At 41.5% G+C, this 16,028-nt stretch carries 9 protein-coding genes; 5 read left to right on the forward strand and 4 right to left on the reverse strand.

Features of this window, described 5'->3' with window-relative positions; all coding sequences use genetic code 11:
* Positions 1 to 25 precede the first annotated feature (25 nt).
* Together AAEY87_RS06695 and AAEY87_RS06700 are read left to right on the forward strand one after the other, a co-directional pair.
* Complete coding sequence (locus AAEY87_RS06695) at positions 26 to 5,332, forward strand: hypothetical protein (protein WP_350656486.1); 5,307 nt, start codon at positions 26 to 28, stop codon at positions 5,330 to 5,332.
* A 98-nt stretch (positions 5,333 to 5,430) separates the two neighbouring features.
* Positions 5,431 to 6,378 (forward strand): hypothetical protein, encoded by a 948-nt coding sequence (locus AAEY87_RS06700; protein WP_350656488.1) that lies wholly within the window; start codon positions 5,431 to 5,433, stop codon positions 6,376 to 6,378.
* 87 nt (positions 6,379 to 6,465) lie between these two features.
* On the opposite strand, the gene AAEY87_RS06705 is transcribed toward AAEY87_RS06700, so the two are convergent.
* The 4 genes from AAEY87_RS06705 to glpK all read right to left on the reverse strand — a co-directional run bounded on the left by AAEY87_RS06705 (position 6,466) and on the right by glpK (position 11,428).
* Positions 6,466 to 7,158, reverse strand: a complete 693-nt coding sequence (locus tag AAEY87_RS06705; protein WP_068036176.1) for a TetR/AcrR family transcriptional regulator — start codon at positions 7,156 to 7,158, stop codon at positions 6,466 to 6,468.
* A gap of 221 nt (positions 7,159 to 7,379) precedes the next feature.
* On the reverse strand, positions 7,380 to 8,408 hold the full coding sequence (locus AAEY87_RS06710; RefSeq protein ID WP_350656489.1) for an endonuclease/exonuclease/phosphatase family protein: 1,029 nt from the start codon (positions 8,406 to 8,408) through the stop codon (positions 7,380 to 7,382).
* A gap of 386 nt (positions 8,409 to 8,794) precedes the next feature.
* Positions 8,795 to 9,265 (reverse strand): hypothetical protein, encoded by a 471-nt coding sequence (locus AAEY87_RS06715; RefSeq protein WP_350656593.1) that lies wholly within the window; start codon positions 9,263 to 9,265, stop codon positions 8,795 to 8,797.
* A 570-nt stretch (positions 9,266 to 9,835) separates the two neighbouring features.
* A complete protein-coding gene (glpK, locus tag AAEY87_RS06720) occupies positions 9,836 to 11,428 on the reverse strand; it encodes a glycerol kinase GlpK (RefSeq protein WP_350656490.1) in 1,593 nt (530 codons plus the stop codon).
* Between the two features lie 556 nt (positions 11,429 to 11,984).
* Here glpK and AAEY87_RS06725 point away from each other — a divergent pair.
* The 3 genes from AAEY87_RS06725 to AAEY87_RS06735 all read left to right on the forward strand — a co-directional run bounded on the left by AAEY87_RS06725 (position 11,985) and on the right by AAEY87_RS06735 (position 16,027).
* The gene (locus AAEY87_RS06725; RefSeq protein WP_350656492.1) at positions 11,985 to 13,715 is read left to right on the forward strand and encodes a TolC family protein; all 1,731 of its coding nucleotides are present in this window, start codon (positions 11,985 to 11,987) and stop codon (positions 13,713 to 13,715) included.
* 139 nt (positions 13,716 to 13,854) lie between these two features.
* Positions 13,855 to 14,718 carry a YihY/virulence factor BrkB family protein gene (locus AAEY87_RS06730; protein WP_350656493.1) on the forward strand — a complete coding sequence of 288 codons (864 nt, stop codon included), beginning with the start codon at positions 13,855 to 13,857 and terminating at the stop codon, positions 14,716 to 14,718.
* Positions 14,719 to 14,872: 154 nt separating this feature from the next.
* Entirely contained in the window at positions 14,873 to 16,027 is a 1,155-nt protein-coding gene (locus AAEY87_RS06735; RefSeq protein ID WP_350656494.1) for an HlyD family secretion protein, read from the forward strand.
* Position 16,028: the final 1 nt, after the last annotated feature.

A 16,028-nucleotide genomic window follows, 5' to 3' on the forward strand; every position in this document is an offset into this window, starting at 1 on the left:
GGATTTGATTGGATAATCAAGTAATATGACATTTCACTGTATCACTCAGTCTACTCGTCTATCGGCTAAAGCAGCCAAGCTATCTGCATTAACGGCAGCTATACTGATTATGCAATCCAATTCCGCTGCGGCAGCTACGTCTGATGTGCTCAGCATCATCGACAATATTGCCAATGCTCACTATTACGTTAGTAATGACAAAGCAGTATTATTGACCAGCACCTCGAACCAAGTAAAAGTCCAAGCATCTGCGTTAGAGAAGTATGACCTTCGCCTAAGCCAATCACCATTGCAGACTGTAGCGTCTGGCAGTGAAGTGATATGGAAAAACCTATTAACCAATAATAGCTATAGTGATGAAACCATCGCTCTAAGCTACGATATTCCAAGCAGCCTATCTAACTTTACAGTCTATCAAGATATCAATAAAGACGGTCTGATTGATTCAGATGACTTATTGATCACCAATCTCAACTCAATCAAAATTGGGCAAGGTGAGAGTATTCAGCTCATCGTACAGGCTCTTACTGATAGAAATGCAAAAGATGGTGATACTGCTGATATTAAGATTGGTGCAGTCGTCGTTGAAGATGCGTCAGTAAAGGCAGCTGTGATCGATAGTTTAATCATCGTCGAGCCTAGTATTAATTTCACTACTTGGAACTTTAACGGTAGCAAAAGAAATTCACAAATTGGCGATGACATTTATGTTGAAGCCAGCTACGCCCAATGTAATGTACAGCCTGATAAGCAAGATCAAATTTGGGTGACCATTACCTCACCTTTAACAGGCGATACCTACTCTCTAAAAGCCATAGAAACGGGCAATAACACGGGAAAGTACTATTTATCAGCGCCAACGCAAAACAATGCCAATGCACTCGATGATAATATCCTTCAAACCCGAAAAGATGATACATTGACAGCTACTTTAGACGCCTGTATTGATCCTTCTGTCGGTCTCGATCAACAACCTAGTCAATCTGATCTAAACTACATTGATGAGCAGATTAGTAGTGAAGTCGCTATCATTGACGAGACTCCCGACTTACAAGTCAAAAAAGAAAGCGATGTCAAAACTGCTGAGCTTGGCGACTACGTCAGTTACACTATTAAAGTCACCAATGACAATAGCGTCGCAACTGCTTATGACGTCCAGCTAAAAGATGCCCTACCACGTGGCTTTGATTACGTGAGTGGTAGCTTACGCATTGATAAGGCTCAAACCACTGAGTTTAAAGCAGATGGTAAATACCAGGTTTTAAGTTTCGGTAATATGGGTCCTAAGACAGGAAAAGAAATTACTTATCGCGTTCTAGTAGGCTCATCCGCCTTGGGCGGTGACGGTATTAATCGCGCTATCGCTCAAGGTCGCAATGAAAACGACCAAGTATTAGTCTCTAGAGAATCACAATGGAAAATTGATGTCAGCCGCGGCGTTATGAATACCGATGGTATCATCGTTGGTAAAATATACCATGACATCAACCGCGATGGTATTCAACAAAAAGATAATGATGAGCTTGGCGTAGCTGGTGTTCGTATTTATATGGAAAACGGCAACTATATCGTCACAGATCCTGAAGGAAAATATAATTTCTACGGTATCAGCGCCAAGACTCACGTACTAAAAGTTGATCGCACGACTTTACCTATTGGTACTGAACTCATTACTCAAAGTAATCGTAACGCAGGCGATGCCGGTAGCCGTTTCGTCGACTTAAAATATGGTGAAATGCATCGTGCAGATTTTGCGTTGGTAGGCGGCATGGCCGATAGTACTGAACGTTTAAATCAAGAACTCATCACACGTAGCAAAAATATTAGTGCTAAAAATGATGCCCTTGAGCAAGCCGTCAAGAGCGAGTTGGCTTTGGAGCCTGATTACGACCTCAATAATGACGACAATGTCGATGCTAGTGGCTGTAAGTCTAATGATGAATTAGACCGTGGTATTCAATGTGACTCAGCAATTGTTGCTGATATGGCTAACCCTACTGCCGAGCGTGTTAACTTAACGGTCAATACTATCGCACCTCCAAAACAAAAAGAGCTTGAAGAATACCTGAAAAAGGTGGCTAATAATGATGTAGCCTTTATCAACTTGAGCTCGGGTCAACAGTTAAACTCGTACAAGCAGTTGGTTCAAGTTCAAGCACCATTAGGCTCAAACTTTACCCTATATGCTAATGGTAAAGCCGTATCAGAAGAAAAAATCGGTAAAACAGCTGAACAAGCCAATCAAAGCGTTACTGCTTTTGATTATTACGCTGTTGATTTTAAGCGTGGTAGCAATACCTTACGCGGCGTTGCCACTGACGTAACAGGCAAAGTTATCTCAGAGCAAACCATCGACATCATCGCGCCTGACAGCTTACAAGCGATTAATTATCGTACTCAAGAGCGTTTGATTGAAGCTGACGGTGTGAGCGAATACCAAGTAGTCATTAGCCTAAAAGATCGTAACAACCTTCCTTACATCCCATCAACACCTATCACTATCGATACCAATATTGGACGTATCAATCTAAAAGACAGTAATAAAGATCAAGCTGGTACCCAGTTTAGCGTAGACGGTGGCGAGCTACTGATTCCAGTAATTGCACCAAATGCGCCAGGTAAAGGTGAGTTGATTATCGATACTGGTAGCAGCAAACAAGTGATTCCGCTACAATTTACGGCAAAGCTACGTCCGCTCATCGCGGTTGGTATTGTAGAAGGCGCTATATCATTAAAAGACTTTGATAGCGGCAGTATAACCGATGCCCAAGGCGCATTTGAAGAAGAGCTACATGAATTTGCAGGTGGTGACGACTATTCAGCAACTGGTCGTGCGGCGATGTTCCTAAAAGGCAAAGTACGTGGAGACTATCTGCTGACCCTAGCTTATGACAGCGACAAAAAAGGCGAACGTCTGTTCCGTGATATTGATCCAGGTGAATATTATCCAGTATACGGCGATTCATCAGCCAAAGGTTTTGACGCTCAGTCTACGAGCAAGCTATATATTCGTTTAGATAAAGGTCGCTCATTTGCTATGTACGGCGACCTAAAAACTCAGATTGATAACGACGATGGTATTAAGCTTGGTAAATACAGCCGCACTTTAACAGGTATTAAAGCTCAATTTGAGGATACCGATACCCGTATCACGACTTTCCTCGCTGAAACCAGCTCATCACAACGTGTTAATGAAACGCGTGGTCTCGGTATTTCGGGTCCTTATCCACTCGCTGGCGACTTTGATGCGGTACTCGAAAACTCTGAAACCATCGAAGTCATTACTCGTGATGCGAATAACCCTGGCCTGATCATTAGCCGTGAAACACTAACGCGCTTTGCTGACTACGAAATTGATCCTATTAGTCGCAGCCTGTATCTTAAAGCCCCTATTGCTAGTCAAGATATTGATGGCAATCCTATCTATTTACGTGTCACTGTTGAAGTGGACGAAGGCGGCGAAAACTATTGGGTCGGTGGCGTGGCAGGCAAACAACAATTAACAGATAAAGTCTCTGTCGGTGGTAGCTACATCAATAGCGATGATCCACTAAATAAAGAAGAGCTTGCCAGCGTTAACAGTGTGATCAAATTTAACGACAAGTTAAAACTGGTTGCGGAATATGCCAAGAGTAAAGCTGAAAACCCTGACTATGAGCCTAGCAATCAGATCAATGTAAAAGAGCTAAAAGAAGGCGACGATACTGATGGTGACGCCCTACGCATTGAGCTAAACTACGATGACAAAAACCGCACGCGCGCCAAAGCTTATTATAATAAAGCCGATGAAGGCTTCGTTACTGGTGCCTCTCCACTAACCGCTGGACGTACTGAATCTGGATTAGAGGTCACTCATAAGTTAAAGCACAAAACAACTGCGCTAAAGTTTGAAGGCATACGTACCGAAGATCATACTACCGAAGCCAGTCGTGAAGGTATACAGGCAAGTATAGAACAACGCCTTAGTCAAAATATCGTTGGTGAGATTGGACTACGTTATTATAAACAAGAAGCGACTGCTGCCTCACGTAATACGCAAGCTGCAACTGATGTCATAAACACTGATATTGTAGATGAGGATGAGAAGCCAATATTTAATGACAGTCTGATTAACCAGTCGGCACTTAATGGCGTAAATACTTTAGAAAAAGATATCGAAGGCATGACCGCCCGCGCCCGTATTACTGCTCGCTTGCCTAAGCTTAATAAAGCGTTGGTGTTTGCTGAATATGAGCAAGATATTGATCATAGCGCACGTAACGCAACCTCTATCGGCGGCGAAACTCCGCTAGGTAATTTAGGTCGTCTTTATGCGCGTCATGACTTAATCAACAGCCTATCAGGCAGCTACGGTCTTGATGATACCGATGAGCGTCAGCGTACTGTTGTAGGTTTTGATGCGACCTATATGAAAGATGGTAAGGTCTATAGTGAATACCGTGCTCGCGATGCTATTAGTGCACGTGAAGCTGAAGCAGCTATTGGTCTAAAGAACAAATGGTATGTCCAAGAAGGTCTGACCTTAAACACTTTATTTGAGCGTGTTGAATCGCTTGAAGGTGAAAAAGATAGCACTGCGACCGCAGTTGGTTTTGGTGTTGAATACCTTGCCAAAGAAGACTACAAAGCATCGGGCCGTTTAGAAAAACGCTGGGGTGACACTAGTGATACGCTGCTCGGTAGTGCCGGTATCGCCTATCGCTATACTGATGACATTACCCTACTGGCAAAAGACATCTACTCACGAGTAGACTATGATGATGGTCATCGTACTATCAACCGCTTTCAGCTTGGTGCTGCCTACCGTGACTATGACAGTAATCAGTTAGACATGCTAGCCAAGCTTGAATATCGCTTAGACGATAATGACACGGGCACTGATCCGTATCAGAAAGACTCACTAATATGGTCATGGAGTGGTAACTACCATCCAACACGTCCATTGACGTTATCTGGACACTATGCGGGTAAATACAATCAATACCAAGCTGATAATCTCGAGAGTGAAAACACAGCTCATGCCGCCTATGTGCGCGGTCTATACGATATTAGCGAACGCTGGGACATTGGCTTGCAAGCAGGTACATACTGGAATAATCAAGCCAACGATTTAGCTTATATGCTGGGTGCTGAAGTTGGTTATAGCCCAATGACTAACTTGTGGTTGTCACTTGGCTACAATTTTATGGGCTTTGAAGATGAAGATATCGCTTATGATGATAGTACTCAAGAAGGCGCTTACTTTAGACTGCGCTTCAAGTTTGATGAGGACTTGTTCAAACGTGATGATCCACGTAAAAACAAACGCCTAAGTACTGAGACTAAGACTTAAGCGATATGTAGCGGATAAAATAGTCTTAAAAATGACAATAGCTGATAGAAATTATAAGATAGCTCGTAAATGAATTACCATACAATAAGGCTTGCGTTATGCTAAATACTTCACAATTGATAGCGACAGTATCGGCTTATAAACGCCATACGCGTACTATATTGTCTGTAATGACATTATTAACGCTATCACCATTAGTACAGGCCGCAGGTAACAATCATGCTGATGATAGCCTAAATAAAGATGCTATTATTCCAATAAGCTATTGCTACAACGGTAATGCCACGCAAAATGTTCGCCCAAAACATAAGATGGTTGAGCAGCAAACTATCGACTGTATGCTGACTGAGCTGGCTTTATACCGAAAAAACTCTCTAACCTCACGCCAGCAATATTTTGCTTATAAAGCCCAAGCTTGGCTCAACTATGCTTCTCATGAAAATAGTATTAAAAGCAACACACAGGCTGGTAGCCAAGCATTAAAAGCTGGTGCTCATATTCTACAAAAGTTACGAAGCAATGCTGATGAAGAATTGAAGTTAACGACTGACATTCCATCATCATCTGCTTTGATGAGGCCTGATTTGTGGGCGACAGTAAGCGCTCTAAAAGATAGTGCTTCAAAAGACAGCACCTCAACAGATAGCAACAGTATAATTATTGCGCCACGTGAGCTAGCATTTAGTGAGGTGGCTTTGATTTGGGCAGCAGCTGATCAATGTGCACACGGTTGGCGTCAGTCTGGTACGCATTTTCGTATGGCTGAACGCTGGTTAGAGCAAGCACGTGAGGCATATGTCAATGCTCACGACTCAAAGACTAACGTAGCACTTGAAAGCTCAATTGTTGATTATTACAAGCAATATGCACCGTTAGATCCGCATGATGATGTTTGTCATGGTCAATCATTGCCTCCAACGACTCAAGTTGCTGACAGTAAAAGTGATAATAGTGTACTTTTAGTACACTCTACAACGATATCGATGCCAATACCGACCGTCACTTATCGTATTGGATATAAGACTATAAACCATTTAATTAATTAGAGTACTGATTGTAAGACACAAAAAAGCTGGCATCGCGCCAGCTTTTTTATTATGTCGTACTAACAACCGTATTTTAACCATTAAAACTTAACGGTTTTTGCGTGGTAACTTTTCTGGCAAGTAGCAACGCAGGTAAGCAATAGATGCAGTGGTTGCTTCTTGCAAATAATTATCTGTGATACTGGCATGACGACGATAAGATAAAGTAAATACGCCGTTGATGATACTATAGGTCACTAGAAGTATATCTTGTATATCTTCAAACTTTGGCATCTCATAGCGCTCTGATAAACGCTTATAGACTAGCTCAACGATTTGATGATCCATATCTTCACCGAAACTATCACCTTCAAAATCTGGCGTATTAGTATCATAAATCAGTTTAGCTTTGGTTTGATCATCATGAAAGATATTCACACAGCGTTGGATAAGCGCAGTTAGATAACCCTGCCATCTGTCATAGTCTACCGTCTCAACAGTGGTTAGTATTTCTAAAATTTCAATCGCATTTAAGAAACGCAGTGCTAAAAATATCGCTTCGATATTAGGAAAAAAGTGATAAGCGGAAGCTCGCGGAATACCCGCCTCTTCACACACATCAGCTAAACTAATATCATTAATAGCGCGAGTCTCGCTTAGCTTCTTTGCACCCATCAACAATTTTTGACGGCGTACGCGGCCTTGCTGACTAGTAAACTTAAACTTATTAGGCACCAACTTCTTTGCCAATTCTGAATCGACCAATATGTCTTCTATTTTGTCATCTCTGTGATCACTCATTATAAACCTCTTAGTATTACGCCCTATTATGTATAAATACGATCTTCATCGAATAACATTAGCACTAAATCAGCATGCTAATGTCAGTTTAGTGGTAAATATTGTTACTACTATATCCAATGAAGAAGCATCATAAACACTTGCACATTATCAAACAAGGGGCGTGAACGGATTAGAATGATAATGTGCCAATTAATAATATAACCAACTGCAGAATATGATTAATCGTAAAGTTTTATCTTTGCTCGGACAATGCCATGGTCAATTACTCTATCTGAATAATCCCACTTTAAATGATCGTTAAAGTAATCTACTCGCTCAACATGACCTAGTGAAAACTTGCTATCAGGTAAAAACTCTTCTGATACGAATAGTTGATCAATGACCTCTGGTATACCTTGATAGATGTGCGTATAAGCGACATCTTTCATCCAACCATAGCGAGCTTGGATACGAGCAGCATCGAACAATGCGACATCACGCATACTTTTGTCATAGTTCACCTCGCCAGTCTCAGCCATTAGTTGAGTAGTTACGCTACCAGTGACATCATTCATATCACCCAACAATATCAATGGTTCACGAGTATGTTGTAGCCGCTTGATAATAGACATACGTATTGATGCAGCTTCTGCCGCTCGCATACACAAGCTGCGCAGCTTGGCACGAACACGGATATTAGGGTCATCCATATCTTCTAATAAGTTGCCTGACTCATCACGTAAAAAATAAGCGCGTTTACTTTTAAGGTGAGCTGTGACAATTGTTATTGGTTGACCATACGTATCAACACGTAGTAACAATGGTGGACGATTAAATTGATGATAAGGTCCAACATCAGGGATATCGATTACCGCTTCAGGGACTATGTTCTCTAACAACGTAGTTTCTAACTGAGCAAAGCGGCTAATAAAACCGACAGCTGGCGTTTTTTGCGCGCCGTGGCCTTGAGTATATTGACTAGTACGGTCATTACTAGCAAGTGGAGCAATCACATGTTCTGCTTTAAAACCTAATGAAACAGCTAATGCTTCTAGAGCATCACTATCCCACACCTCTTGTACCGCAATAATATCTGCATGGGCTTTAGAAAGTAATTCGGTTATTCCTTGCAACTTATGCTGGTAAGCCTTACGGTCATATGCTGGTGCATTGTCATAATAAATTCGATCAGGATTGGCAAAATTAAGTAGATTAGCAGTAGCTATGTAAAATTGCTTTTGTTCATCATTATTCGCATGACGATTCATAGTTTACCTATTCTTATTTTTATTTGGTTTTATATTATTATATTGCACTAAAAATATCACTCTACTAAGAGGTCAAAATTGTCTCATAATCCTTTATGATTATGCTGTCTTCTGGCAGTTAATTATAAGATATTAGAAAATAAAACAATGAGCAAATAAAAAAGCTTCCAAAGTCATCTTTGGAAGCTTTAACATAGCATAAATTACATTAGTTGGGGCTGTCAGTCAGGCTACGTATACATTTATCACCTTGTAATTCACAAATCAGTAAGTTTCTGTACACTATGCTTACCACTTCTCACTCAATTGAAATAATACGGCTTATATTTGAACAATTCATAATTATATATTAGCAAATGAGATGGCAAGCTAGTCTCAAATAATAATTAACTAACACGGTTCCACGCATCACGTGATGCATGACGAGCATCATCCCAAGCTAGACGTGATTCGCCCTTTACTTCTTCCCATGAACGCTGCAAATCTGTTTCATGATCTTCGAAACGCGCGTCACTAGGATAACGTGCTCGGTTAGCATAACCTACTGCATAAGCTGGATGTAGATCACGGTCAAAATCGTGTCCTTGCTGATAATAACTAGCATTGGCATGTTCTGCACGCCAATAAGCTTCTTCACGGGTTGGGTCAATAGCTTCTGCTGCTGCATGACCTGCGCCGCCACCAACAATAGCACCAATAGCGCCACCAATTAATGTACCCAATGGTCCTGCCATCGTGCCAATAGCTGCGCCTGCTGCGGCACCACCGATGCCACCAATACCTGTTCCTACTGGATGTGATCCTGGCTCACCAGTAATAGGATCTGCATTAAGATCTTCTCTCGATTCTCTAGACATGTGCTTGACAGCAGTACGATCAATCGCATCATGATCCTCTATAATATTGTCATTTTCATGCCTAATGACAGTATTATTGATAGTATGATCACTACCAGTTAATCGGCGCTCATTGTCATCGATGATACGCTCTCTATCGCCAACTTCAAGATAGTCATCAGTGAGCACACGTTCATTGTTATCGATTACGCGGTCATTTGTAAGATCATTGTCATGTTTATTCATAATATTATCCTTAAATTGATAGTTATATACTTATTAGTTATTAATTTGAAATGGATTAAGTTGTATTAATCAATCACATTTGAAGTATAAAAAACTATCAACACTTATCGATAGAACGTTTATGTAAATTATGTCAACACTGCGATGACCTTATGTTACACGGTGTATAGTTATAACGTGTGTATATAAATCTATGCTAAATATAGTAATTAAAGAGCATATTATTAGGTATTTATGTTGATACTGATATGGTCGTTAATACAGTGTTTTAGGTATCTTTGATAATATTCTTTACCTATTTATACCTAATGAAAATTTTATATCTAATACATTTTGAAAGATATTTTAGATATCCATTAACGCCTTAGTAATAACGCGTTGCCACTTATCAAGATGTTGGGCACGTCTCTCAGCTGACATGTTAGGCTCAAAGATACGGTCTACTTGCCATGATTCTTTCATAGTTTGATCATCATACAATCCACTTTTTAAACCAGCAAGAAGCGCTGCGCCTTTAGCAGTGATTTCCGTATCTTTGGGACGCAAAACAGGTACACCAAGCAAGTCTGCTTGAAACTGCATCAACAGATCATTATTAGCAGCGCCTCCATCGACTCGTAGCTCGGTTAATGGATGCGGACTGTCTTTTTGCATAGCGATAAGAACGTCATAAGTTTGAAAGGCAATCGCCTCAAGAGCAGCACGAGCAATGTGTGCTTTGGTAGTGCCGCGACTCATGCCACTAATACTGGCATGAATATCAGAGCGCCAATAAGGTGCTCCAAGACCAGTAAACGCGGGAAGCAACACGACATCCTCGCTACTTTCTACCTGCCGAGCTAAATCTTCGACATCACAGCTTTGTTTAATCATCCCCAAATTATCACGTAGCCACTGTACGATAGCCCCTGCCATAAACACGCTGCCTTCTAGCGCATAATTTACTTCACGTCCAAAGAAAGAAGTGGGTGTTTGTAGCATACGTTTACCGGATTGCACAATGTCACTAATAGATAAGTTTTCTACACGATTTATTGGTGCTTTACGCTGCCAAGCTATCGTGGTCAGGAGTTGGTGCTCACTAAGTTTAGGAGTCTGACCAATATTCATTAGCATAAAACAACCCGTTCCATAGGTGTTTTTGGCCATACCAGGATTGAGACAACCTTGACCAAACAATGCTGCTTGCTGATCACCTAATACGGCATGGATAGGAATCTGCTTGGCAAATAAACCCTTTTTGGTTTTACCAAACTCACCATCTGATGGCAGCACTTTTGGTAGTATCGCCATCGGTATATCAAAGCGTGCGCATAGCTCCTCCGACCATGCCAGCTTGTGAATATCATATAATAGTGTACGTGAAGCATTGGTGACATCAATGACATGCTCGCCACCTGTCAGCTGGTAAATCAACCAGCTATCAATAGTACCTATTGCTATCTGCCCACTTGCCGCGCGGGCTTTTATCTTAGGATAGTACTCAAGCAACCAAGAAATCTTGCTGGCACTAAAATAAGGATCCAGTCGTAAGCCTGTAATCTGCCGCACCCTCTTTGACAGACCTACCGACATATCACCCATACTATCGTTAGCTAAGTCCTGACAGTATTTTGCTGTGCGCCTGTCTTGCCAAATAATGGCTGGTGCCAACGGTGTGCCCGTTTGCTTATCCCAAATGACGATAGATTCACGCTGATTGGTAATAGCAATGCTAGTGACATCAGTTGCGAGTAATCCTGCTTGATTAATGACATCGTGAGCACAGCTGATTTGAGTTTGCCAAATTTGCCGCGCATCTTGCTCTACATAGCCAGCTTTTGGCGTTTGCAGCGTGGTGGGCTGTTGGGCAATCTCAATAGGACGCGCGTGATCATCATATAAAATCGCCCGACTCGATGTTGTTCCTTGATCCAAGGCTAATATATATCCTGCCATCATTTACCTCTCACTCTTAATTCGCAATATCGCTTGCTATATTTGTCCAATATTTTTAACAGCTGTCTATATTTTTCAGTATCTATTTATATATAGCGGTCTATTTTAATAGTAGTCTCTTCTCATAATAGGTTATAAAATAAAACATACATCATCATTTTGTGAAATTTATAGTCTTATAATACTACATAGCGCTTGCCTCTCTATACTGCTTGCATTACTGCTTACATTGAAATCTTTTCATTAGTCTTTTGCCTATCTTCTATTAACAAAAGACTCTTATTGAGAAGCAGGTTTTTATCTTTTTTTATAAATAATATAGTGTTTTAGGTTAAAAACCCTGCTTAAGTATAAGAAAACTCAATATTGAATGAATAACAAGTAAATAATAAGCATTGACCCGTCATGGTTGTGGCTCTACAGTGTACGCTTTATTATCAGTGCTAAGACTTATACTATAGATGATGATTAATTCAATCCTTGTTATTTAGGTATTCTGTATTAAAACATCTTATACGACAAAATTTTGTTTCCTGATTAACGGTTTGTATCTCTTATGAAATTTGTTATCTCATCTCTACCTAGTGCTATTGCCACTATTATGCTGATAGGAATATCAACTCATACCGCAGCGAACAGCAATATAGAAATTATGAGTAAGGATAAAAATCTTATTTCAAAGGACGAAATATCGCCTATTGCTACTACTCAGATTATAGACGCAAACTATAAATATGATGCCAATGCAACCGATAAGAGCACGGTAGGCAATAGTAAAAAGTTAACGGCTGATACTGAGGCCGCCAGCTCTGTTTTGGTACAGCCGTCAAGCACCCTCACTCTAGATACTCTCGTCGACCCTATTACTCATAAAAGCATCGCTAACAGTTATCCTTTAGAGGTGGCTAGCTTTTTGAGTCTTGAACAAGCCCAAGAGATTTTGTTGCAAGTCTCACCTAAGCTCGCGGCCAATCAAGCTGCGATTGCAGCCAGTGAATATCAAACCGATGCCCTTAAAACGATAGACAATCCTTTTGTATTTGCGCAGCTATCAGCCAGTACCTACAACGTGCAGGAAGATATTGATTTATCAACGCTCAAGAATGGCGTAATCAACGGAGTAAATAATGCTGGTGCTAATACTGGTGATATTGTTCCTCCTATCCCGCCGTTACCAGACTTGCCAAACTTTGGCGAGATGGTCGGCGATCGTATTCCTGATTCCTATGACTTTAAGCGTTCGGGCTCTACGACGGGTGCAGGCCTAGGTTTTGCTTGGCCCGTTTATACTGCTGGGCGTTCCACGGCACTCACTGGTGCATCAGATGCACGCACTCAAGAGGCAGTGGCAGACAGCATACTCGACAAAAACGAGCTTTATAATACGTTGATTGAACGTTACTTTAAGGCACAATTGGCTATCATCGCCGCCTACCTACGTGAAGACGCCTATGACACGTTGCAGCAGACTGACCATATGGCAAAGCGACTATATGAAGAAGGATTTATATCACGTGTAGATCGTTTAGAAGCGCAGTCTGCACTGGCAGATGCAAAGAGTGAAGCAGTTAACGCAAATAATGACGCCCGCCTTGCTATGATTGCGTTGCAACGTCTGTTACGTACTGACTATCGTATCAAACCTACGACTCCTTTATTTGTCTCCAGCCGGCCTCTACCAGATGTGAGTTACTTTCAAAATTTAGCACTCAGCCATCATCCTGGCTTACAGAAAGTCGCTGCTAAACGCGCGCAAGCCCAAAAACTACATGAGCTATCTGATACCGGTCATAAACCCACTGTTATGTTATATGGCTATGTACAAGTTGAGAAGGATCCTAGCTGGATTGCAGGTATATCAGCCAGTTGGAAGCTATGGGGCGGACTTGATAAAACAGCATCGCTGGCATCCAGTAATGCTAAAATTCGCCAAGCTGATCTATCCGAAATTGAAGTGAGCGACAATCTACTACTACTGGTGGAAAAAAACTGGAACGATGTCAATAATGCTCAGTCGCGTTATCAAGCATTACAAAGCAATGTTGATTTGGCTACAGAGGTATTACGTTTACGACGCCTCGGACTGCAAGAAGGCGTAAATACTACGATTGAAGTGGTACAAGCACAAACACAAGCTCTCAAAGCTCGCACCGAACAAGCACAAGCTGCAAACGCTTATGTACAAGGGTTAGCTGCTTTAATGCAAAGTAGTGGCACGCCGCTCGCTTTTAATGCTTATCTAAATGCGGCTGACATAAGGCTGCCTACTTTGTATTCTGAACAATGATTTGATATTAAGAATGATAGGGCGTGTTGATAAGCGCTTGTACTGATTATAATTAAATTGCTAATGCCTATATTATTACTGACCTTACTTTACTGCTACTAATCTTACTGATACTAACCCTACTGCGAATAACTGTTTTATGAAAAAACTGATTTCTAAATTGACAAGTTGGCTTCAGCCCTTGCTACAGATATGGCGTATAGCGAACAACTCTAATGTTTGGGCACATTGCGCTAGCGTAGGGTTTTTTGGTTTTTTATCTATTTTTCCAGCAATGGCCGTGTTTGTGCTGCTTTATGGTCTCGCTTTCTCACCCTCTGAGATGCAAGAACAGATTTTAATTTTGCGTCAGTTTATACCTGATGGTGTATATGAAGTCCTTAATTCACGTTTAAGCGAACTGGCCTCTAACACCGCGTCAAAACTGACTTTTGGTCTGATTGCATCGACATTACTGGCCCTTTATGCTGGCTCTAAAGGCATCAAATCCCTAATTATTCTTGTCAATCTTGCCTTTCACATCACGCACGAGCGCAACTTGATACAAGGTACGATCCGAGCGGTTGGTTTAACCTTTGCCGCGGTAGTTGTCCTAATAATAGCAATCTCGTCTATCGCTATTATTCCTTTAGGGGCGGCCTATTTCCCCTTCCCTCAAATAGCGAAGACGATTGCACTTTGGAGCAGATGGCCTATATTAGCTGGCATCATATTCTTAAGCTTCTTAAGCCTATATCGTTTGGCGCCAAATCGTGACGCTATACCGCTAAAAAAACTGGTGCCAGGAGCATCTCTTGCGACCGTTCTCTGGATTCTATTGTCTGTGCTGTTTTCGATTTATGTCCAAAACTTTAATAACTATAGCGCTGAGTTTGGTGCGCTTTCAGCAGCCGTAGTCATTATGCTGTGGCTTTACTATTCAGCATTCATCGTAGCCTTTGGTGCTATTTTTAATTTCGAAGCCATAGAAAGCTCTAAACCTCATGCTGTTCGCGTGTACTGATAAACTGATAATTCATTAAAACGCCTTTAGGGTAGTACCTCTGATCGTTATTGATTGTTATCAAGATTAGAGAACTGCCTTGCAGCCTTTTATGCTGCTACCTTTACAATAAACCCTTCATTCTCAACTTTATTGCTTTAGGAATACCATTTTCATGACTGAACATCACAACGACTCGGATGCAGAAAACACGCCTATTGAACCTATGGATAATATTAAATCTGAACAGCCAGCACCTGATTATCAGCGCCTAAACTCAAAGGCTACATCAGCGAAAAAAAAGGCGACAGTCAAAAAATCTGTTATTGCGTTAGTCGTTATCATGGTGCTTGGTGTCATCGCTTACGGATTGTTTAGAAGCGCCCAAAATAGTGAACCGCAAGTCATCACCTTGCAAGGGCAGATGCAAATGCAGCAAACGTCTATCGCAGCCAAAGTGCCTGGACGTATCGCTCAAATCATGGTCACTGAAGGTGATAGAGTAACTGCCGGTCAGCAGCTAATTGAGATGGATTCGCCTGAGATTAACGCGAAGATTAATCAAGCTCGTGCTGGTAAACAAATGGCACAGAGTCAGTTGGATAAAGCAAAAAATGGCGCGCGTCCTCAAGAGATTGCTCAAGCAAAAGCTGCTTGGCAAGCCAATAAAGCTGCCTCTGATCTAGCCGCCAGTACTTATGAACGTATCAACCGACTTTATGAAGAAGGTTTGATGGCTCGGCAAAAACGTGATGAGGCATTCGCACAATATCTTGCGACTAAAGATCAAACAATAGCGGCACGTCTACAATATGACTTAGCGGTAGAAGGTACTCGTAGCGAAGATAAGTCAGCAGCTACTGCACAAGTGGCACAAGTCGATGCCCAGTTAGAAGAAGCACTAGTCGCCAAAGAAGAGGCCAATCTAAAAAGCCCTATTGCAGGAATTGTAAATAATGTGATTGTCAGCACTGGTGAAGTCATCGGTCAAGGTGTACCTCTCCTAACACTCGTCAATACAGACGATCAATGGGTAGTACTTAATGTCACCGAAACCTATCTCAATCAATTTGCAATCGGTCGGCAGTTTACTGGCACTATTCCAGCACTATCATCAGCTAACAACCCACATACTAAACAATTCATCGTTTATGCAACCTCAACATTGTCTGATTTTGCGACTTGGCGCCCAACCAATAATGACGACGGTTTTGATGTACGTACTTTTGAAGTCAAAGCCCGACCTATGACTCCTGACTCGCGCGTCCGTTCAGGGATGAGTGTCATTGTGAACATCGACCCCACTTCTATTAATCAGACTCCAGAGTAGG

This window comes from Psychrobacter sp. S1-30-MNA-CIBAN-0213 (assembly GCF_040309845.1).
In the GTDB taxonomy this organism is placed as follows: Bacteria; Pseudomonadota; Gammaproteobacteria; order Pseudomonadales; family Moraxellaceae; genus Psychrobacter.